Raw genomic sequence first — 21,889 nt, forward strand, 5'->3', positions numbered from 1 at the left:
TTTGCTGCCTATGATTAAATAATACTAATGCAATTGCTTCGTTCCTCGCAATGACATAAAAAAAATGGCCCTCTACTTCGTCGCCAAACTAGCGTAGAGGACCTTAGCTAACAAAACCAACGTTTCACTAACCAACTCAATATTATGAATAATTTTTCATTCTACAAGGGTGGAAAGGCTCTTTGTTGCCTGTTTTTAATGGGTTTCTTCTTGTCTTTTTCATCTGTTTCTGCAGGAAATTCGTATCGGCGTATTTCTAATCTTTTTCAACAACATCACATTCAGGGTACTGTATCCGACGGCATTACTCCCCTGCCCGGCGTTACTATTGCCGTAAAAGGTAAAACACATAACGCTGCTATATCTGATTATAGCGGGCAGTATTCTATCTCGGCTTCTGCTCAGGATACTTTGGTGGTTTCTTTTATCGGGTTTAAAACGGTGCTTGTTCCTATAAAAGGGCGTACTAAGATTGATATCCAATTACAATACGATACCACTACCCTTCAGGAAGTAAAGGTTAATGCAGGATATTATTCTGTAAAAGAAAGCGAGCGTACCGGTAGTATTGCCCGCATTACTGCAAAGGATATCGAAAACCAGCCTGTCACTAATGTACTGGCTACCATGCAGGGACGTATGGCTGGGGTGAGCATTATACAATCGACCGGAGTTCCGGGTGGTGGTTTTGATATCAAAATTCGTGGACAGAACAGCATTCGTGCAGATGGAAACTCACCATTGTATATTATTGATGGTGTTCCGTATGCTTCTGACCCTATTGGGTACAACCAAACGGCATCGACGTATCCGAGTGTTACGAGTCCGCTAAACAGTATTAATCCTGATGCTATTGAGAGTATCGAAGTGCTAAAAGATGCTGATGCTACCGCTATTTATGGTTCGAGGGGAGCGAATGGTGTGGTTTTGATTACCACCAAAAAAGGAAAGGCCGGTAAAACCACTTTTACCGTAAGTGCCACAACAGGTGCCGGAACTGTTACCCAATTTATGAAGCTGATGCAAACACCTCAATATCTTGCGATGCGAAAACAGGCTTTTATAAACGACGGCTTAAATACTTATGGGGCTGCTGATTATGACATTAACGGTACGTGGGACCAAAATCGTAATACTGACTGGCAAAAAGAACTATTGGGCGGTACATCGCAAATAAACGATTTTAACGGTACCGTTTCAGGAGGATCTGAACAGACACAGTTTTTGTTCAGCGGAAATTATCATACCGAAACGACTGTGTTTCCGGGAGACTTTCTATACAAAAAAGGGAATTCTCAGATTAATGTAAATCATCGGTCTGAGGATAAAAGATTCCGTTTGACCTTTTCTGCCGGATATACTGTACAGGATAATGACCAGCCTGCATTTGATTTTACGTATGATGCCCGAACCCTTGCTCCCAACGCACCTGCATTATATGATGAAAATGGTGAACTGAACTGGGAAAACGGAACATGGGAAAATCCGCTTCGTAATCTAAATGCTAAGTTTGAATCGAAAACGAAAGATCTGGTTGCCAATGCGGTTTTATCTTATGAAATATTACCTCAACTTACCCTAAAAAGCAGTTTTGGCTATACTGACCTGAATACTATTGAAACCCGTACTTCGCCATCGACTATTTACAACCCTGCTTTGAATATTACAAGTGACAGGTCGGCGATTTATGTGAACCATACCAATCGCTCTTCATGGATTGCTGAACCTCAACTGAACTGGAAAAAAGAAATAAAACGCGGGACGCTTGATTTGCTTTTGGGCACTACGTTTCAAAACCAGACTACTGATAAGCTTTATGAATCCGGAAGCGGTTTTATCTCTAACAGTCTGATTTATAATTTGGCCGCTGCTAAATTTCCTAAAGTCTTACTTGACGATATGACCCAATATAAATATCAGGCTTTTTTTGGGAGAATCAATTATGCGTATGACCAGCGTTACATTCTTAACTTAACCGGAAGACGTGACGGATCAAGCCGTTTTGGTCCCGGTAATCAGTTTGCCACTTTTGGCGCTGTTGGTGCTGCATGGTTGTTTCATAAGGAGCATTTCCTGTCTGCATTGACATGGCTTAGTTTTGGTAAAATACGTTCGAGTTATGGAACTACAGGCAGTGACCAGATTGGAGATTATATGTTTTTGGACACCTATACTACCGCCAGTGCCAATTACAGCAATACAGCAGGGATGCAACCCACCCGTTTGTTTAATGCTAATTTTGGCTGGGAAACTAACAAAAAGCTTGAAGGTGCTATAGAACTGGGCTTTTTGCAGGACAGGATTTTTACCACAGCTGCGTGGTATCAGAACCGTTCCTCGAATCAGCTTGTAGGTGTTCCGTTAGCGGGTACGACAGGTTTTACCGTACTGCAATCTAATCTTGATGCTACGGTAGAAAATACCGGATGGGAATTTACCCTGCGTACTGTTAATTTTAACAACAAAAATTTTAACTGGACGACGAGTGTAAACCTGACTTTTGCCCGTAACCGTCTTGTAGCATTTCCCGGTCTTGCCAATTCTACTTACAGCCAAAAATACAGGATTGGAGAGCCTTTGAATATACTGCTGCTCCACAACTATTTGGGCGTAAACCCGCAAACAGGTATTTACGATTTTGAAGATTTAAATAAAGATGGCAGAATCACTTCGCCAGAAGACCAGCAAACGATAACTGACCTGAATCCTCAGTATTTTGGAGGCGTGCAAAATCAGCTTCGTTATAAAAACTGGAAACTGGATTTTCTTTTTCAGTTTGTCAAACAAGACAATATTCTTTATTCGATGGGTTTTGCGGGGCAGATGTCTAACCAACCGCTTAGTGTAGGGAATAGCTGGATGAATGTGGGAGATAATGCTTCGTATCAAATTTATACAACCGGGCTTAACAGCAATGCTGTACAAGGCGACAACCTGTTTAATAAGAGTACTGCCAGTGTTACTGATGCCTCGTTTATCAGGCTGAAAAACATTGCTGTTTCTTATGATGTTCCGCTTAGTCTCAAGAGTACACGCTGTACCATTTTATTGCAAAGCCAAAACTTGTTGACTTTTACCCAATATGAAGGCGGTGATCCTGAATTTACCTTAACAGGCTACCTGCCACCGCTTAAAGTGATAACAGCCGGAGTACAATTAACCTTTTAATCTAAAAAAATGAAAGCAATTTACATTATTACATTTTATATCGTACGATTACTGGCACTCACTTTTTTGTTTACTTCGTGCGATTCTTTTGTTGATGTTGCCTTACCCGATTCGCAAATGACAAAAGAAACTGTTTTTGAGGATTATGCTACAACCAATGCGGCTCTAACTGATATATACGCCAAAATCAGGGACAGAGGGGTACTTACGGGAAACAATACAGGGCTGTCCAACCAACTTGGTCATTATGCAGATGAACTTTCTCCTTACGGAACCCCTTCTAATACCAGTTATAACTTTTACAACAATGCTCTTTTACCCACTAATGCCACCATTGCCACTTACTGGAATACGAGTTACAATCATATTTATGCTGCTAATTCTATTATTGAAGCAATTGAAAAAAATGAAAACATTAGTGAAGAGAATAAAAACCAATTGCTCGGTGAATCTTTGTTTATACGTGCTTTGCTTCATTTCTATCTCGTAAATCTTTATGGTGATATGCCGTACATTACCACAACTGATTACAGAATTAAAAGCAAGGTAACGAGAATACCTGTTAGCGAAGTTTATAAAAAGGTTATCAGCGATTTAGAAACTGCTATTACATTGCTACCCGTAAAATACAGCCCATCGGACAGAAGCATTCCAAATCGATATGCAGCGAAAGCTTTGCTTGCCAGAGTTTATCTTTATAATCAATCGTATGCAGAGGCTGCTAATGAAGCATCTGCAATCCTTAATGAGAATACTTTATTTGTTCTGACCCCAAAACTAAATGAAGTTTTTTTAATCAACTCTAAAGAAACAATCTGGCAATTGCAGTCGCCAACAGCGGGGCAAAACACAAAGGAGGGAGCCTTATTTATTTTGACTGCCGGACCACCCCAACTCGTGGCGCTGAATACCAATTTGGTCAACTCCTTTGATCCTGCTGACGGACGTAAAGTAAACTGGATAAAAACGGTATCAAAAGGTTCTTTAAGCTGGCATTATGCTTATAAATATAAAGAACGAACCTTTACCTCAGTCTCTTTAGAATATTCTGTAGTTTTTAGACTTGCTGAACAATATCTCATACGAGCTGAAGCGAGGGCGAAACAAGGAGACTTAATAGGTGCCAAAGAGGATTTGAATGCAGTACGAAAACGTGCAGGATTACAGGAAACAACAGCAGTAGGCAAAGAAGACATTCTAACGGCTATACTAGAGGAAAAAAGATGGGAATTTTTTACTGAATTTGGTAACCGTTTTTTTGACCTAAAACGCTCAAATCAGCTGGATGCAGTATTGTCTCCAATAAAGCCCGGATGGAATACAACAGATGCCTTATTTCCGATTCCCCAAAATGAATTAAATGCCAATTCTCTTTTAGGAATACAAAACCCCGGTTATTAAAAGACTGTAGTACCTCATCATTGAATATTGATATTATGAAATTTACATACTTTAAAATTATACCCCAAATCGCAGTTTTATTTTTTATTTTGCCATTAGTGACCTGCCCCTCGTGGGGGCAGGTGGTGCAAAAAAAACAGTTGTCTACTGAAGACTACCATTTGTGGGGAGAACTTAGCTCTGATAAAATATCAAATGATTCCAAATGGATCAGTTATACGATGCACTATGAAAATTTGGCAGATACTTTATTTGTACGAAATACTACAGCAAATAAAACATATGCATACCCCGGGATTAACAAATCTGATTTCACCAATCAAAATGAATTTATCTCCCACAGAGAAAAACTGCTTGAAATAACGAACCTCAACACCGGAAAAAAAGAAGTTATTCCAAATGTTACTGAATATGCCTATTCTAAAACAACTGACCTATTAATTCTATTAATTCAGTCCGCAGACAAGAAGGAATTAGTAATTCAAAATCCATTAGGAAATAAGTTTAACGCCATTGCCAATGTCACGCATTTTTCTTTAAGTCCTGATGGTTGTACGGTTGTGTTTTCTGTTGTTTCTGACGGAAAATACAGTATCGGGATTCTTGACCTTAAAAATAGTAAAAACATCAACTGGATAATAAATGAGAGTGCATTCAATTTTGATGGCTTTGTCTGGCAAAAGGATGGGAAGTCTTTTGCTTTTCTAGGGCAAGCTGATGATTCTTATCATAATACGCTCTATTACTATATTCTAAAAAACAAAAACCTATATTTTCTTAATACATCTACCGAACCTAAATTTCCACAAGAAAACAGTATTATTTTGGGAACCTCTTATAAAGTTTTTATTTCGGATGATTTGGAAAGGGTATTTATTTCACTCAAAAAGAGAACAAAAAAGGGAGATAGCCAACAAAATTCTTTTGTAGAAATTTGGAATGCCAATGATAAATGGATTTATCCCCATGAACAAAAACAAGGAAAATTTGAGGAGCAGTCAAAAGTTGCTGTCTGGTTTCCTGTGACGAATGCTTTTACAACTATTACCAGCAATGAGTTTCCAAAACTTATGCTTACTGGAGATTTTCAATATGCTATTGTATCTAATCCAAAAGCTTACGAACCCCAGTTTGAATATGATGGGAACAGGGATTTTTATCTTTTGAATTTAAAAACCAATGAAAAGGAATTATTTCTAAAAAAACATTCCGGTTCTTCAATATACACTATTCCATCTCCAAGCGGAAAATACATCGCTTATTTTAAAGATGACCATTGGTGGGTGTATAACATTAAGGCTAAATCACATACCAATATTACCGCTATCACTAAGGGCAATTTTTGTGGAAAGGTTTATAAACTGGTGACATCATCGCCTTACGGTAATCCGGGATGGACTACTGATGATGCCGAAATTTTACTTTATGACCAATATGATTTGTGGGCTATCAAGCCTGATGGCAGTTCGTTTAGAAGATTGACACATGGCAGGGAATCAGCAATACAATATCGAATCGCTGATATTCCTTTTAAAAAGAAAATTAACCTTTTGTATGAAGGATTCAGAAATGATATTGTTGATTTAGAAAACGAGGTTATTCTTCGTGGTGAGGGAGAAGATGGGAAAACTGGATATTTTACATGGAGAAAAGGTTTAGTATCAAAACCTATTATTTATGGGGATTATTTCATTGATCAGTTCCTTTATAATGAGAAAAAAGAAACGTTTTTCTACAGGCAACAGAAATTCGACCTACCGCCCAGACTGGTTTTTAAAACCATTTCATCTAAACCAAATTTGATTTTTGAAAGTAATATCCAACATTATCAGTACGATTGGGGAAAAGCAAAACTCATATCCTATCAAAACTCAAAAAAGCAAAACTTGAAAGGGGTATTACTCTACCCTGCCTCATATTCCCCTCAAAAGAAATATCCAATGATTGTTCATATTTATGAAAACCAATCTAATGAACTTCATTTTTATCGCAATCCAAGTGTTTATCTTGAAGACGGATTTAATATTACCAATCTTACTACACAAGATTACTTTATTTTTTTACCCGATATTATTCTCGAAGAAGGAAATCCCGGCATTTCAGCAACGGATTGTGTCGTAGCAGGTACAACAAAAATTATTGATGAAGGCTTGGTTTACCCTAATAAGATTGGACTGACAGGACACTCCTTTGGAGGTTATGAAACTGCTTTTATCATTACGCAAACCAATTTATTTGCCACTGCCATTTCAGGTGCAGCTGTAACCGACCTGAACAGTTTTTATCTCACAGTAGGATGGGATACGGGAAAGGCTGATATGTGGCGTATGAACAAAGAACAATGGAGAATAGGAAAAAGTCCTTTTGAAGATCCGACAGCCTACCAGCGTAATTCTCCAATACTAAATATCAACAAAGTTACCACCCCACTCTTGCTGTGGACCGGAAAACAGGACAGGCACGTAGACTGGCACCAAAGTGTAGAGTACTATCTGGCACTTCGCAGACTTGGTAAAAAAAACATAACTCTATTTTATACAGATGAAGGACACAGCCTGCTTAAACCCTCTAACCAAAAGGATTTTTCTGTAAGGCTGTTACAGTGGTTTGATTATCATTTAAAAAACGTACCACCTGCGTTATGGATTGAAAAGGGATTGAAGTAATTTTAAAAAATAATGCAGTTCCGAAATGGAACTGCATTACAATTTTGATAATTTTCTTTGGGGAAAAAATCAAGGTTTATACAAAATTTCTGTACACTCATCCTGATTATCTTTACCAAAAGCCTGTGCGCCAGTAGCTCCATTAGCACGACATACGGCAGCAGGAACTGTACTACAGTCAATTTCGACATTATTACACGCTCCCTCAGAATTAAGCGTGTAACCAATTTCGTCACCAACCTCAGCATTTTGCATAGACATTGTTGCAAAAGCTCCAAAAATACCTAATGCCACTACTGCAAAAGGTGTCACATTTTTTAAAAATAAAGTTTTCATACTATTAAATATTAAATTAAACATTGACCTACTTTTTTATACAGGTATTCGATCCTCATTCCTGATACTGGCCAGTATATTTTTAGACATCAACAATTTATTCTGATATCATTTCATTTTTTATCCTTGGTGTTAATTTATATGACATTAAATCATTGCCAACTATGGCATATAAATGTCTCCCTGTAACAATAAACGACTGTAATTTTTTGCCTGGTCTTTCATACAGCGCAAAACTTAACAGATAGCTTTTTTTATTTATATCATAGACATCAATTATAGCAGCCTGCTCCCACAATTTATCATTTTCAAAACGACCTTTTACTTTTGAATGTACGAAAAACAGATTCCCATAAGTGGCTGCATGAGCGTTGACTACTAAGGGAGGAGCAGACATTATACGCTGTTTTTTATCTTCGAGATATGCTACTTTAATTTTTGCCTTTGTAATTGTATCAATTGTATTCCCTCTATAATCCAGCAAAAGTTTGTTATTGATTACTGTATATTGATTTCGATAATAATACAGGTAAATAATTTTGCCAAACTTTTCATCATATAACATTATACCATCAGTATCAAAAAGACCATCAAACTGCTGTTGTAATAGGTTAGCATTATATTTGATTTTAGGTGATTCCTTACTAGAAAATCTTCCCAAAACATGTGCTGCATTTACTCCGTGATTTGACCTAAATATTATCGTGGTGCTATCAATTGGCTCTATAAGTGAAAATCTTGGACTTCCTTTTAGTTCGGTATTGATTTTCCAATCTTTCACATGCCCCCTAAATATAGCTGGAACATGTCCGTCATTCAAGTAAAAATATTGTCCTCTTACTGCAACCTTTACCATTTTAAAGGGAATGTTCTCGGGATTAAATATTATTTTATTTATTGCACGATTTTGTAAACCTGAATCTAATGAGAGGACCTGTAGTGGTTTCGTGTAATTACCCAAAAATATTCTGTTATCATTACTACCTGCAAAATAATAAGAATTGAATTTCAGGTCTATAGTTTTATCAAGTACAATTGGATGATGAGGGTAACGCCTAACAAAGGGATTTCTGTGATGCATAATGTCTTCCGAAAAAACAAATAATACAATTACAGCGATTGAACCTGAAACAATAGAAAAAGAAATACTTAACATTGGAGAGATACCTTTGTGCTTTAATCTCTTATTTTTATCCTGCAAAATAATAGCCAAAACTGCCAATAGTACAAATACTATATTAAAAGCAAGGTGTACATTCCAAGTCATTTTTTCTAATATCCCTCCACAGGAACAAGGAACAAATGAACTATAGTTCAGTATAATAAAAATATAAGCAGTGAACATGGTCATTAAACTAAGTGCGGCTAAAAGACCTATGCTGCGAAACTTTGGAATAATTAACACCAAAACAATTATCAGTTCTGCTATGGGCACCAACCATGAAACCCATGCCGCAAATGCGCTTAATAATGGCGACTGACCAAGCTGAACCTGAAAGTTCTCAAAATCCAGTACTTTACTAACCGCAGCATAAACAAACAGTAGAACATATAAAAGACAAATTATCTCTACGATAACACTTTTGCTAAAAATTTTGAAATTCATAACCTAACATTTATACAGTTAAAACTTTAGAAACAAGAATGTTATCTAAAATCAAAAACAAATGTAAACCCGATTATTTTTAAAAGTATTATCAAAAACAAGCCAAAAGTTTTTAAAAACAGGCTAATTGCTTATTTAATCTAATTTACAGAAGATAAATGAAGGAATTATAATGGAAATCATGACTAATTATTTCAGACCTGAATTTTTAGGACGCTTAACTGAAATTGTACCCTTTGCCCCTATCAGTAAAGAAAATGCGTTAAAAATATTTGAAGTTCATCTTAAAAAAGAGTTTATGGATTTACTCGAAAATCTTAATATCGGAGTTAAAATTCCGATGGAAACCAAACTTTATCTTACCGAAAACGGATATAATGCAAAATACGGGGCAAGACCCATCAAAAGCATCATAAGAAGTCATTTGCGAAGGCCATTGGCTAAGAAAATAATTTCGGGAGACGTAAGTGAGGGAGATAAAATGATTGTTGTAATTGAAAATGATGAAGTAAAATGGATAAGAGAAACATTTTTGAAACCAATTTTTAATTCTTAATTTTTTTTTAAATCTATCCAGGCTCTATGTTATTTTGAGTTTAAAGACTAATTTTCTATAAACTATCTATATGGGAATACATTTGATTTATTAACCTAAGTTCGATTAATCCAATACAAAATTATTTACAAATTAATGATATTGATTAATATTCCTGCAAGCTCTTTTTCGAGACCTTGCAAGCATTCGATCATTAGCATTGATACCTACAAGGTTTTGAAAACCTTGCAGGATAAACAATTCAAGATGTTTTTTTTTTAAATAATCGAGCTCCGGTTATTAAGTTCTTCATAAAGCTTTCAGATAAATAATCCCACTCTCCCTCAACGAGCACCAGTTGGAGAGTATTTAAACAAACATAATTAACAAGATATTTTTTAAGTAATAGCCATGAAATAGAATATTATTCGTATTCTTGCGCATCTTATAACTAAACCTAATTTTATGAAAACAAAATTACTTTTTGTACTTGTATTTATTACTTTTAATTTATTTTCTCAAATCAATCTCGTCCCAAACGGCAGATTTGAAACCTTGGTAAATGGTACTACATTGGCCAACTGGACAACAAAAAACAATGTGACAAGTTATGGATCAGGATTCTCCAAAAGTGCAAAATTATATATTCCAAATAACACCACAAAACCAGCAATTGTAGCACAAGTACCAATGACAGCGGGAATAACTTATACTGTAAAATTTAAGTACAGATATGAAGATCCAAATTATAACGGGATGCATCCTATAAGTTTAGACATTAGCCAAAACGGAAGTGCAACAATACTATCAAGCAGTTCATTGGCAAGTAATAACAAGTGGAACGTAAAAGAAACTACGTTTACACCAGACCAAACTTTATCGTATGAATTGACAATTTCTCTATTTACTTTTGATGATGAGCCGTTCAATGTATTAATTGATGATGTAGAAGTGTACGTTCAGGGAACAGAACAATACACCTTGATTCCAGACGAAAATTTTGAACAAAAACTAATTGATCTTGGATATGATTCAGGAATTACAGATGGACAAGTATTGACTAACAATGTGAACCAAATCCTTTCGTTGGATGTTTCCTCAAGTTTCATATCTAACTTAACAGGAATTCAGGATTTTGCTGCTCTGAAAATGTTGATTTGTTCTGAAAATCAATTAACCAATTTAGACGTAACACAAAACAAAGCATTGACTTACATAAATAGTTATAATAATAAGATAAGCAGTCTGGATGTCTCCCAAAATACAGCCCTGACTTACTTAAATTGTAATCTCAATCGACTAACCACTTTAGATGTAACCAAAAACACAGCTTTGACTACTTTATTCTGTGAATTAAATCAGCTAACTAGTTTGGATGTTACCCCTAATATAGCGCTAAAGAAATTACATCTTTTTGGTAATCAACTGACCAGTCTGAACATTATTAACAATACAGCTTTGGATGATTTGCAATGCAATTTTAATAAATTAACCAATTTGGATGTCTCCCAAAATACAAATCTGGTTAGTCTGATTTGCTCTGCTAATAAATTAAAGAGTTTAAATGTAAGCCAAAATGTGGCTTTGACAAAGCTCGATTGTAGTCAGAACGAACTCTTAAGCCTAAACTTAAAAAACGGAAAAAATACTCTATTGGCAAATGCAAATGTAGATTTTAAGTATAACCAAAATCTAAGTTGTATTGAGGTAGATGATGTGACTTATTCTAATACCAACTGGTCAAATAAAAAAGAAGCAAATGCATCGTATTCGACAACTTGTACATTAGGAATTGATGATGCAGCTTTTGAAAAAATTGCCGTTTATCCTAATCCGGTTCAAGGAGAATTACACATTGACAATGTTGTTCTTGAAAAAGCAACTATTTATGACTCCCTTGGTAAACTGATAAAAGAAGTGAAATTTTCTTCTCAGACCCATGACAATATATTACCATTAAACGGATTTCAAAAAGGAATTTATTATATTTATCTGGAAAGCGAAGGGATTACTGCTGTCAAAAAAATAATAGTAGAGTAAACTAAAACCAACTCTGCAGGGTTGAAAAGTTTAATTTTAACCACAAATTGCACTAATTTTGACTATTTTTTTGTGTCAATTTGTGGTATAAAACTTTTTTAGAAGCTGAAGCGAAATCTTTGCTTTGTAATCTGTACCTACTATCTGCGCCTGATTTACACCGTTTATCAGTTCTACACCCAGCAATTGTGTACTACTCCGAAAAAGTCATCACATGTTCTACTCCCTTGACGGTATATCTGAAAGTTTATGGTTTATTAGATCCTCTTTTTTTGCTTTAGTGAGCTTTTAGTTTTTTGAGAAAATCCAGAGATACAAAAAAGAAGAAAAATAAATAACTTGAAATTTAATTTGCCCTATAAAACATCCATTCTTTTTAATATAATTCAATTTCGCTTATAAATGCCTACCAACATTCTGGGACTACAGCGGGTTTGGGACTAAATTAAGCCTTGTTTTCGGATTTGCCACCCGATAGCGAACAGGCGAAGTAAATCATCCCATCCCAAATACAAAACCAACTTTCTATTAAGCCCAATTGCCCAAATCTGTTTTAGCTGTTGTCAGATAGTGGCTTTATTTACTTTTCAATTAGTATTAAATTTTCTTCAATATATTTTTCTATTGATTTTGGTAAAGGCTGAAAATATTGATTGTTGACTTTCTCCCAATATTTATTTTTAAATTTACTTGGTCTTTTGAAAGTATAAAAATCATCAAACTGTTTTGATTCTAATTCATTTACATACTCTTTTTCAAGTAAATAAAATTCGTGTGTGGCTTCTACTTTTTGAAATTTGTCTTTTTGTTTTCTTTTAATATCATAACTTCTAATTTCTTTAAAGTAAATAATGTTTTCTAAATTAATTTCCTGGCTCTCATTGTTTTCGTAAATCGAATTTATGGTATAATTATTATAATCTGTTTCCATTCCAAAAGCTTTCATTATTTTAGGTTTTGTTGTAGAAATGATTTCCAATTGTAAGTTAGATTTGTTGTCTAAAGTTGATATTGTTCCTTTTTCAAAATTTGTTATTTTATCTGAAATTGTAGTTTTTAAATTATTTTCTGTTTTTAAATTATATTCCTTGTTTAGATTTTCAAAATTTGTAAATTCATTAAATACCGGAACACCTGCAACCATAAAAAAGAAATTTTTACTTAATTGATTTACAGACTTGTTTTCAAATGAACGATTAGAAATAATTCTCATTTTCATTTTTCCCGACTTTAATGAAATGTATATCTCAGCAATTCCATCGATAAAATAATGGGGTCTGTCTTCATTGATCTGGATACTTCTAAAATATCCTTTTAACTTTAAATATTTGTATGTTTTGGGTTTGCTTATTACAACTTCATCTAATTCAATTGCAATTCTGTCTAATGCTATAATTGGTGAGTTTTTAAATTTTTCAATACTTAATTCAGATGTTATGTACAAACTATTTACAAAAGTTAAATTAGTTGCTTTAGAATTGTAAATTTTATTTTCCAGTTCTAAAGAAATAACTCCGTTAATATCGGAAACACCTATTAAATCTCCATTCTCGGAATAAATTTCCACAAACGGAACAAATTTTTCTGAAAACGTTTCCTTTATTTTATGTTGAGAATATATTGATGAAAGCGAAAGTAAAATCAATATTATCGAAAATTTATATTTGATCATTTTATATTTAGGTTATTGAATTCTCTTCTTTTTTTGCCATTTTTGCCAACATTCTGGCGCTTGGCGAGGTTAGGGAATAAAGATCCGGGATTTTTCGGTTACACACAAATTTTACAAATACAAAACCAACTTTAAATTCAAACTAATGCCCAAATCTGTTGTAGCATCTATTAATGGATGGTTTATTTATTGATTTTTGGTAAAATTTCTGTTTCAAATATCTCAATTAATTTAGGAACATCTTTATCATTTTTTTGATATCCACCAGTATTTTTTGATTTGTCAAATGCTCCAACCAAATTTAGCTGTTGACGGTAGTTTTTTTTATCTACTTATCTAATTTATACTCTTCTTTGGTTATAGTGGTAGTCACATTTACGCCACCACTACACATACTTTTATAATATTCAGTTTTCTTAGGACTAAAATCAAACGTTGAGTAATATGTATACAAACCACCACTATAATATTCATTTGTCTCTTTTTCCGCACCCAAAAAACCATATTCTACTGTTTTTCTCATGTGATTTTTAGTATTAATCCAGGAAATTTTAAATTTGTCATTTATTTCAGAGTCAATTATCCAATCTTTATTTAAAGCTTCTAGATTGTTTTCTTTTCGCACATCATTAAAATTTTCACCATATGTGCTTGATTTTTTAATTATTTCATCATAAACTGAACCTCCAAATAAAAGAACAAAAAATATTAGAATCAATAGAACTATTTTAAGTTTTCCAATTTTCATATTTTATGATTTAAAATTTAGCTTTTTAACTGTAAAATACTGCCAACGCCCTGTGGCTTTGCGACAGTTGCGGAAATTGGAACTGCGTACACTCGGCTGGACGAAACGAAGTTATGAAAAACTGAACGAACTTTTACAACAAAACCAGCAAGTGCGCAAAACCGCTGTTGTTTTTTTATTTCGTCTCAATGTCAAATATTTTTTGTCCGTTTTCTCCTAAATAATGTTTCAATAAATTTTCGAAAACGCTTCCGCCTGTGTCTGAATTTGTAAAAATCAAAAGCCCTTGTTTTGTTTTTGGCAAAATAAATACAATTGTTTGAACGCCATTGTCTGAACCACCGTGAGACAATGCTATTTCTCCATTTCCTAAATCATAAATTTCAAATCCTAAACCAAAATGCTTTCCTTTTGTACTTCCTATTTGGTTTTTGGTCATTTCTTCAAATACATTTTCTGATAAACCAACGCCATTCATTACACTTACCAAAAAATTACCGTATTCCTCAACAGTTGTCAATAAATCGTCTGCAGCATTGGGTATTTTATTCTTTAAAGTTTCGTACGCTTTTTCATCTTTATCATATCCAATTGCCAATCTTGTGGTGTCCACATTTTTATCCCAAATATATTTTGTATCAGTCATTTTCAATGGTTGAAAAATAAGTTCATCAGCCAATTGTTGTAATGATTTTTTAAACTTCTTTTCCAATACTTTTCTCAAATACTCCATTCCCTCGCCCGAATATTGATACTTCGTTCCTGGTTCAAATTGAAAGTTGAGTTTTTTATTTTCATTCATATATCGCCAATTTGGGAAACCTGTCTGGTGGCTCAAAACAATTCTTGTTGTTAGTTTTTTATTTCGTGGATCGTTGGCAATATCTGGATCAGTCCAATATTTATAAATGGGTTCGTCTAAATTCCATCTTCCTAAACTTACCAACTTTAACGCAACCATTGCTGTAACAGGTTTAGTTAAAGAAGCAACATTGAAAATAGTGTTGTACGGTGCAGAAATTCCTTTTGAAATTTCGCCAAAAACTTTTACTTGTTGCAGTTTACCATTTTCAATAACGCCAATTCCCAAAGTTGGGACTTTATTTTCTTTCAACCATTTTTCAATTTCAGTTTCGTTGTCAAAAATTAATTTTTCTGATTTTTTATTTTCGTCAGCTTGATGGTCAAAACTAAATGAGGTAGTTAGTTTCCATTCGCTATTTTCTAATTGCCAAACGTTGGTAAACTTTGCAATTCCTCCTTGACTTTCTCTTTTTTCTGAAAATTTATGTTCGCCATTCTGAACCGCACCATAAAGAACGCCATTTTTATAAAGTGGAAATATTTCGGTGCTTTCTTTTACCAAAAATCGCTGAACTTGGCGATTAGTTTGGTTGTTGCAAATTCCATTTTTCAAGTCAGTGAGAAATTTTGTTTTATCAGAAATTCCGTCCTTATCGTGATAAAATTTAAGGTTGTCGCTTAACAAATTCTCAAACTGTTTAATATCGCAATGGTTAAAACCAATATCAAAAAGCAAACTGTCTTTTGCAAGAACGGTTTTGTATAAATCTGAATTTTTGTCAACTTGTGCAAATGCAGAAAAAGTTGTCAAGAGAATAGAAAGGATTGTAAAAAGTTTCTTCATTTATTTTTGTCGTTCAGTTTTGCAGTGTCGTTTGGTAAAATAATAGCTAACTTATTTATACACGCTACAAAGTAGCGCCAATCTACCCGAAATTGAGTGCATATACGAATGTTTTTTACGTTTATATATTTTCAAAAATAACCAAAAAAGATTACAAAGCATCCAAGAATACTTAGTTAACTCTACTCCTTCTCAATAAAGAATGGAACACTTCGAGGAGCCGGGTTATCTATAATTAAGATTCATAAGAACCTTTTGTATTAATAGCCGCGTTACAAACGCTACAATTTATCTTTTAATTTATACAGGCACTCGTTGCAAACGAGCACCAGAACGGTGATAGCCAAAACTCCATTGCCTGTAAAAATTGATTTTGCGGGTAAGGGCACTTATGCATACAAGTGATTGAAAAGACTTAAAAACCACGCTTAAAACTACTTCAAAAAAAGAGGACTATAAATCCTCTTTGTATTCTCTCTAAAATCTTAACGATAAGTGCATAGGTTGACGGACTTGTAATCGGTTCCGTTCAACAGGAGTTTCATTGTTGGTGCTGCGCACCCAACGAAACTCTAGCTGTTACCTGCCGTTTTTATCGTTAGCTTTATGTGAAAGCTACAATAAAAGCAAAATAATCAGTAATATGTTTCATTTTTTTAAGTAAAATGGTTCTCTCACTTTTTTTTTCTGTTTTTACATTTGTTGTATAAAAATAAACTTTAAAAAATGAAAAAAACAATTTTAATACTTTCATTGTTACCTGTTGCATTTTTATCTTGCAACAATAGCACTACTGAAAAACAAGTTACAAACAATCAAATTAAAAACGAGAAAAATATGCAAGTTACAGAAGAACAAAAAAAAGGTATTCTACATGCGATAGATTTGTACATAGAAGCTGGAAACAAAGGTGATGGCAAAATAGCAAAAGAAGCATTTGTTACAACAGCAACTGTGTCGTGGGTAGAAAACGGCAAATTAAAAAGTAGTCCAATTCAAGTTTTGTACGATTTTTTCGATCAGGGTGCTTTGGAATCAAGTTATGAATTGACCTCCATAAATATTGCAGAAGACATTGCCACCGTTAGAATTGAATCACAATTCGGAACTGCTAAATTTGCTGATATGTTTGCGATGGTAAAAGATGGCGATAAATGGAAAATTGTAAGTAAAGTATATCACGCTAAATAAAAATTTACACTAAGTTAAAAAAGAGGCTGTTCCGATATTTTGGAACAGCCTCTTTTCTGTTTTTAAACTTTTTGTTTTGTAAGTTACAAGCCAAAAACTTCTGCCAAATGTTTTGGATAATTTTCAAGGTCTTCTGCCATAGTTTTACTTCTAAATATGTCAAAAGAATTATAGTCGGGTACAATGTCGCAACCACAAAAACGATAAGCACTTGTAATGTGTAGAAATAAATCTTCGGTTTCTTTACCTCGAAATAAATCCTGATCTATGTTGCTAAAAGCTTCTTTTGGTGCATTCCAAGTACCACAAACCATAAATTTTTTGCCCAGTAAATATCCGCCCGAGCCGTATTGACCGGGGATTTCTTTTGACCTTCCATCATTGGCCAGAAATGTTTTGTTAGCCAAGCCAAAATTAAAAACTTCATCTACATATTTTTTGTGAATCCACGGTGCACCAAACCAATTAAGAGGTGTTTGCAAAATTACAATGTCTGCCTGTAAATGCTTTTCTGTCTCCTCTTCAGGATTGTATCCCTCTTCAATTTTTGTATATAAAACTTCAAAACTCTTTGATTCAAAAAACTCTTTTGCTTTTTGAATAAATGAATGGTTTAAAGTTCCTTCAGACCAATTTTGGTAAGTTAAATGTGAATTAATTAGCAATACTTTTTTTGTTTTTGTCATTTTTAATTTGTCTTTTAATTAATGCACAAAATTAAAACACCGTGTTACGATGACAGAAAACATAATACTAAAAAAAATGAAACAAATTACTGATTATTCGATTTCAACTGGTATTCTTTTGGTGTAAGATTTACTTTTTTCTTGAAGAGTTTGGTAAAGTAAGTAGGATATTCAAAACCTAATTCGTAAGCTACTTCGGCACTACTTATTTTTGGCTTTCTCTCTAATAATTCCTTGGCCTTTTTTATCACAAATTCGTGAATATTCTCTATGGCAGATTTTTGAGTAAAATGTTTAATGATGTCGCCAAAGTAATTAGGTGTTAGTCCTAATTTATCTGCAAAATATTGAACATTAGGCATTTGATTTACAGGTTGATTGTAGTAGTCTTTCAAACTTTGTTGAAAGTTGATTACAATCTGATTGTATTGTTTTGTATCGGTAGAAAATTGTCTTTTATAAAATGCTTCTACCAACGAAAGCAATACATTTACATAAGGAAGCAGAACAGACCAATTTTGTTTGTCTTGATGATAATATTTTATCATCATATTGAATAAAGTGCTAATTTCATTTAGTTCATTTTCGTTTAAAAATAAAGCTTCGTGTTGTCCGTAGTCTAAATAATTTTTAAACAAAAAACGATTTTCTTCAATAATTTTTTTGGAAATATGCAGGTACATTCCACTAAAAGTAGGTTCTACATTCCATTCGAAAGCCATTTCTGGACTGTTTAAAAACACTGCGGTTTTAGGTTGTGCATCAGGCGTTGTTTTATCTGTAAAGTTTATCTTAAAAGAAACGATATAAAAGTCAATCATTACAGGTTCAGATTTCAATAGCATATTGACTGGTTCGTAATATCCCATATCAATGTCATTGTCCAATGGTTTTTCAGCACCTATGTATTGGTTGAATGTTTTAAAGTCAGTGAATGTTGTCATTTAGTCGTCTGTTTCTTGTTTGTTCGGTCGCTCTGAAAATGGCAGGTAACTTATTTATACACGCTACAAAGTAGCGCCAATCTACCCGAAATTGAGTGCATATACGAATGTTTGTTATCTTTATATCTTCAAAAATAACCAAAAAAGATTACAAAGAATATTTTGTTACCTCTACCCTTCTTAATAAAGTAATTGCATAAGCAGGTAATTATTTAAAGTCGGGAGACTTTCAGGGGTTTTGAATTTACAAGAGCATAAACAAATTACGGCAAAGTCGCAAACATGCACAGCGTTAGGAAGCAAATTTCGGAAAACTATTTCAATTGCAAAGGACACTTACTCTTCATACATCTCCATCCACAATCTCGTTTCTTCTAAATCCAGTTCTTTCTCAATTTTCCTGAAAATCTCCTCGTTGACAGCACCTGATTTATGCATCGATTCCAGTTTATTCCTTTCTACATTAAGCAAATCGATTTGAAGTTTAGTAAAATCGTTGAAGATCTCCCCCCCTATCAAATTTCCTTTGCCGAAGAAGTTGGCCGGAAGTTCTGTTTTTTGGAGGCGATTGAATTTTACTTCATATTTACTTTTAATATTGTGGAGTAAATCATCATTGACCAGCGAGAAATTATCTTCGATATGGGTAATAGTCTGGGAAACAATTATATTTCGAATCTCATATTCTTCTGCAAGGATTGAGTATTTTTCAATTTTTAATTTCTTAATCAGCCATGGTAAACTAAATCCCTGAATAACCAAAGTAGAAAGTATGACACAAAATACCAGATAAATAATGAGGTTTCGTAAAGGAAATTCTTCAGTTTCGTTCATCATTAGCGGAAGTGCCAAAGCAGCTGCCATTGATACCACACCACGCATTCCTGACCAGCCAAAAATAATCATGTTTCGAAAATCGAATTCTTCCTGAAGGCGAATCTTTTTACTAATCATCCTGGGAAGCAATGCTACGGGAATCACCCATAAAAAACGCACCAAAATTACCGTCACACTAACCAAAAATCCCCAAACAAACAAAGACCAGCCGGAATAATCTTCAATTCCTGAAATAATTTGCCGCAACTGTAAACCGATTAAGATAAAAATCAATCCGTTTAAAATATTGGTTAAAACACTCCAGATCGTTCCTGTCATGATTCGGCTTTCATGCGAGAAAATGGTACCCGATCTTGCGGAAAGGAAAAGTCCGGTTGCTACTACTGCCAGAACTCCCGAAGCTTTAAAATGTTCTGCAATTAAATACGAAGCAAAGGGTGTCAATAATGTTAAAGTAGCTTCGATAACTTCATCGCACACAAATCTTTTATGGATAAAACTCATTATGTACCCCACAACCAAACCAATAGCAATTCCAAGAACTGACATGACAACAAAATTCAATCCTGCCTGCCAAAGCACAAAATTTCCCGCTGTAATAGCCGTCAGCGCATATTTATAGGCCACCAAACCACTAGCATCATTCAAAAGACTTTCACCTTCAAGTATTGCAATCAATCTGGGATGTAAACCCAGGCCTTTTGTGATTGAAGTTGCCGAAACCGCATCCGGAGGGGAAACAATTGCTCCTAAAAGAAAAGCTAACGGCCAGGAAATATCATCAATGAGCATGTGGGCGACAATTGCAACCGCAACGGTTGTAAATAGCACTAAACCCACAGCAGCCAAAGTAATAGGCCGAATGGTTTGTTTAAAATCAGACCAACTGGTATACCACGCGGCATGATATAAGAGTGGCGGAAGAAAGATAATAAAAACGACTTCGGGACTTAAAGCAATTACCGGAAGTCCCGGGATAACACTAATAATAACCCCGCAAATCACCAATACAATAGGAATGGGGAAATTGTATCTTTTGCTTATGAGGCTCAAGAAAGCAACCCCAAATAGTAACATAATAATTACGGTAATATTTTCCATTATTGAACTGTTGTTGGTGTATTATTTAAGAGCACGAATATAATATTTTAAAACTTCGGGTACTATCCGTTCAAAATTTTATTTAACCTGGAAAATCTGTTCTCGTAACAGTATTTAAATAAACCCTTACCTTAAAATTTGATCATAAAACATCGTTATCTTATAAATGATTTTGCTTTTGCAACTCTAATTTTTAAATTACCAGAGTTGAAGAATTAATTGTCTGAAATAAACGTAAGAGGATTTCAGACAATAAACGAGTCAAAATTAAAAATGAAAATATATAAACGCTATTTTAAAAAAAAAATCAGGAAGTACGGCAAGAATTCGGCGGCCCAGTCATGAAGATAATCTGTTTTGAACCTGAATTGACTGAACCTGTTATTACTCAATGGGAAGATGAGTAAGGCACGATCATTAACGGAAAATTTATGCATTCTGTTCTTGTACCGGCAGAGGAATAACCGGAAGTAAAATTCCGTTTTACATCTTACAAAATACTTACTGTTTATTATTCCGTATTTCCCTTACTTCCCTCTTTACTTCCAAAATCAATTCTTTCAGATCTTCAATTTCATTTAATTCCTGCTTTTTGTCTGTACGTCCTATATTGCAACGGTATTCCCAGATTTCTATAATGTCTGAGAGTCTGACTTCGTAATTGGGATAGAAATTATTATCTGATTCTAAAACCAAAGCGTTTTTTTTATTTTTATTAAGGCGTTTGTAAACCATTCCTTCATTTTTAGTAATGAGAATATAGGTTTTGCCGTCCTGTACATCGCCCAGCCTTTCTACATATCGCCCAACAATGATGCTTCCGTCTTCATGCGGCGGCATTGAATCTCCTTCGACAGGAAATCCTCTGTGCTTACCCGGTCCCAGAAAAGGAAGTGAAATTTGCTGGAGGCTTTCAATATATTCGGGGTCTGCATAACCATTGAGATACCCTGCTTTTACTTTTTGGGTTACTACTTCGATAAAATTTTCTCCTTCATGATCTACGAGAATCGGCAGAACCAATCTGTTGTTTTCAAGTTTGAGTAAATGCTGCATTTCAATTTTTCGAATGTCTACCGAAAGCAGCAAATCAATACTCATGTGATAGTAGCGGGCTATTTTTTTTAAAATTTCATACGGTGCTTCTGAAGTACCATCTTCGTATTTGACATACCTGCCTCTTGTAATCTGAAGGCTTTCTGCTAATTTCTCCTGTGAGATTTTTTGCCTAACCCTTAAAACCCTGATGTTATCTGAAAATAAGGACATATTATTTTTGTTACAATTTATAACCACAAATATATAAAAAA

The 21,889-nt window shown here is 34.3% G+C and carries 15 protein-coding genes; 6 read left to right on the forward strand and 9 right to left on the reverse strand.

Translation table 11 applies throughout. From position 1 onward, the window contains the following. Nucleotides 1-144: 144 nt before the first annotated feature. Genes FLV_RS07220 through FLV_RS07230 form a run of 3 tightly spaced genes read left to right on the forward strand, consistent with a single transcriptional unit; the run spans nucleotide 145 to nucleotide 7,235 of the window. A complete protein-coding gene (locus FLV_RS07220; protein WP_243232349.1) occupies nucleotides 145-3,168 on the forward strand; it encodes a SusC/RagA family TonB-linked outer membrane protein in 3,024 nt (1,007 codons plus the stop codon). Between the two features lie 9 nt (nucleotides 3,169-3,177). Continuing rightward, nucleotides 3,178-4,569, forward strand: a complete 1,392-nt coding sequence (locus FLV_RS07225; RefSeq protein ID WP_243232351.1) for a RagB/SusD family nutrient uptake outer membrane protein — start codon at nucleotides 3,178-3,180, stop codon at nucleotides 4,567-4,569. Between the two features lie 35 nt (nucleotides 4,570-4,604). Further along, entirely contained in the window at nucleotides 4,605-7,235 is a 2,631-nt protein-coding gene (locus FLV_RS07230; protein ID WP_243232353.1) for a prolyl oligopeptidase family serine peptidase, read from the forward strand. A gap of 69 nt (nucleotides 7,236-7,304) precedes the next feature. On the opposite strand, the gene FLV_RS07235 is transcribed toward FLV_RS07230, so the two are convergent. Continuing rightward, a complete protein-coding gene (locus FLV_RS07235; protein WP_243232355.1) occupies nucleotides 7,305-7,571 on the reverse strand; it encodes a DUF6520 family protein in 267 nt (88 codons plus the stop codon). A 97-nt stretch (nucleotides 7,572-7,668) separates the two neighbouring features. Next, complete coding sequence (locus FLV_RS07240) at nucleotides 7,669-9,177, reverse strand: MauE/DoxX family redox-associated membrane protein (RefSeq protein ID WP_243232358.1); 1,509 nt, start codon at nucleotides 9,175-9,177, stop codon at nucleotides 7,669-7,671. Nucleotides 9,178-9,358: 181 nt separating this feature from the next. On the opposite strand from FLV_RS07240, the gene FLV_RS07245 reads away from it, so the two are divergent. Beyond that, nucleotides 9,359-9,733, forward strand: a complete 375-nt coding sequence (locus tag FLV_RS07245; RefSeq protein WP_243232370.1) for a hypothetical protein — start codon at nucleotides 9,359-9,361, stop codon at nucleotides 9,731-9,733. 444 nt (nucleotides 9,734-10,177) lie between these two features. Continuing rightward, nucleotides 10,178-11,752 carry a leucine-rich repeat domain-containing protein gene (locus FLV_RS07250; RefSeq protein WP_243232372.1) on the forward strand — a complete coding sequence of 525 codons (1,575 nt, stop codon included), beginning with the start codon at nucleotides 10,178-10,180 and terminating at the stop codon, nucleotides 11,750-11,752. A gap of 580 nt (nucleotides 11,753-12,332) precedes the next feature. On the opposite strand, the gene FLV_RS07255 is transcribed toward FLV_RS07250, so the two are convergent. The 3 genes from FLV_RS07255 to FLV_RS07265 all read right to left on the reverse strand — a co-directional run bounded on the left by FLV_RS07255 (nucleotide 12,333) and on the right by FLV_RS07265 (nucleotide 15,820). Continuing rightward, the gene (locus FLV_RS07255) at nucleotides 12,333-13,424 is read right to left on the reverse strand and encodes a hypothetical protein (RefSeq protein WP_243232373.1); all 1,092 of its coding nucleotides are present in this window, start codon (nucleotides 13,422-13,424) and stop codon (nucleotides 12,333-12,335) included. Nucleotides 13,425-13,752: 328 nt separating this feature from the next. Next, nucleotides 13,753-14,172, reverse strand: coding sequence for a hypothetical protein (locus tag FLV_RS07260; protein WP_243232374.1), 420 nt, complete (start codon nucleotides 14,170-14,172; stop codon nucleotides 13,753-13,755). A 175-nt stretch (nucleotides 14,173-14,347) separates the two neighbouring features. After that, nucleotides 14,348-15,820 carry a class A beta-lactamase-related serine hydrolase gene (locus tag FLV_RS07265; RefSeq protein WP_243232375.1) on the reverse strand — a complete coding sequence of 491 codons (1,473 nt, stop codon included), beginning with the start codon at nucleotides 15,818-15,820 and terminating at the stop codon, nucleotides 14,348-14,350. A gap of 726 nt (nucleotides 15,821-16,546) precedes the next feature. Between FLV_RS07265 and FLV_RS07270 the strand changes: the two genes are divergently transcribed. Then, nucleotides 16,547-17,011 carry a nuclear transport factor 2 family protein gene (locus FLV_RS07270; protein WP_243232376.1) on the forward strand — a complete coding sequence of 155 codons (465 nt, stop codon included), beginning with the start codon at nucleotides 16,547-16,549 and terminating at the stop codon, nucleotides 17,009-17,011. A gap of 83 nt (nucleotides 17,012-17,094) precedes the next feature. Here FLV_RS07270 and FLV_RS07275 read toward each other — a convergent pair whose 3' ends face one another. The 4 genes from FLV_RS07275 to FLV_RS07290 form a co-directional block, all read right to left on the reverse strand. After that, on the reverse strand, nucleotides 17,095-17,697 hold the full coding sequence (locus tag FLV_RS07275) for an NAD(P)H-dependent oxidoreductase (protein ID WP_243232377.1): 603 nt from the start codon (nucleotides 17,695-17,697) through the stop codon (nucleotides 17,095-17,097). An 86-nt stretch (nucleotides 17,698-17,783) separates the two neighbouring features. Beyond that, nucleotides 17,784-18,641, reverse strand: a complete 858-nt coding sequence (locus tag FLV_RS07280; protein ID WP_243232378.1) for a helix-turn-helix domain-containing protein — start codon at nucleotides 18,639-18,641, stop codon at nucleotides 17,784-17,786. A gap of 336 nt (nucleotides 18,642-18,977) precedes the next feature. Continuing rightward, nucleotides 18,978-20,579 (reverse strand): Na+/H+ antiporter, encoded by a 1,602-nt coding sequence (locus tag FLV_RS07285; RefSeq protein ID WP_243232379.1) that lies wholly within the window; start codon nucleotides 20,577-20,579, stop codon nucleotides 18,978-18,980. 501 nt (nucleotides 20,580-21,080) lie between these two features. Beyond that, nucleotides 21,081-21,848: an XRE family transcriptional regulator gene (locus FLV_RS07290; protein WP_243232382.1), complete on the reverse strand. Its 768-nt coding sequence runs from the start codon at nucleotides 21,846-21,848 to the stop codon at nucleotides 21,081-21,083. Nucleotides 21,849-21,889 lie beyond the last annotated feature (41 nt).

This window comes from Flavobacterium pectinovorum (genome assembly GCF_022802975.1).
Classification (GTDB): domain Bacteria; phylum Bacteroidota; class Bacteroidia; order Flavobacteriales; family Flavobacteriaceae; genus Flavobacterium; species Flavobacterium pectinovorum_B.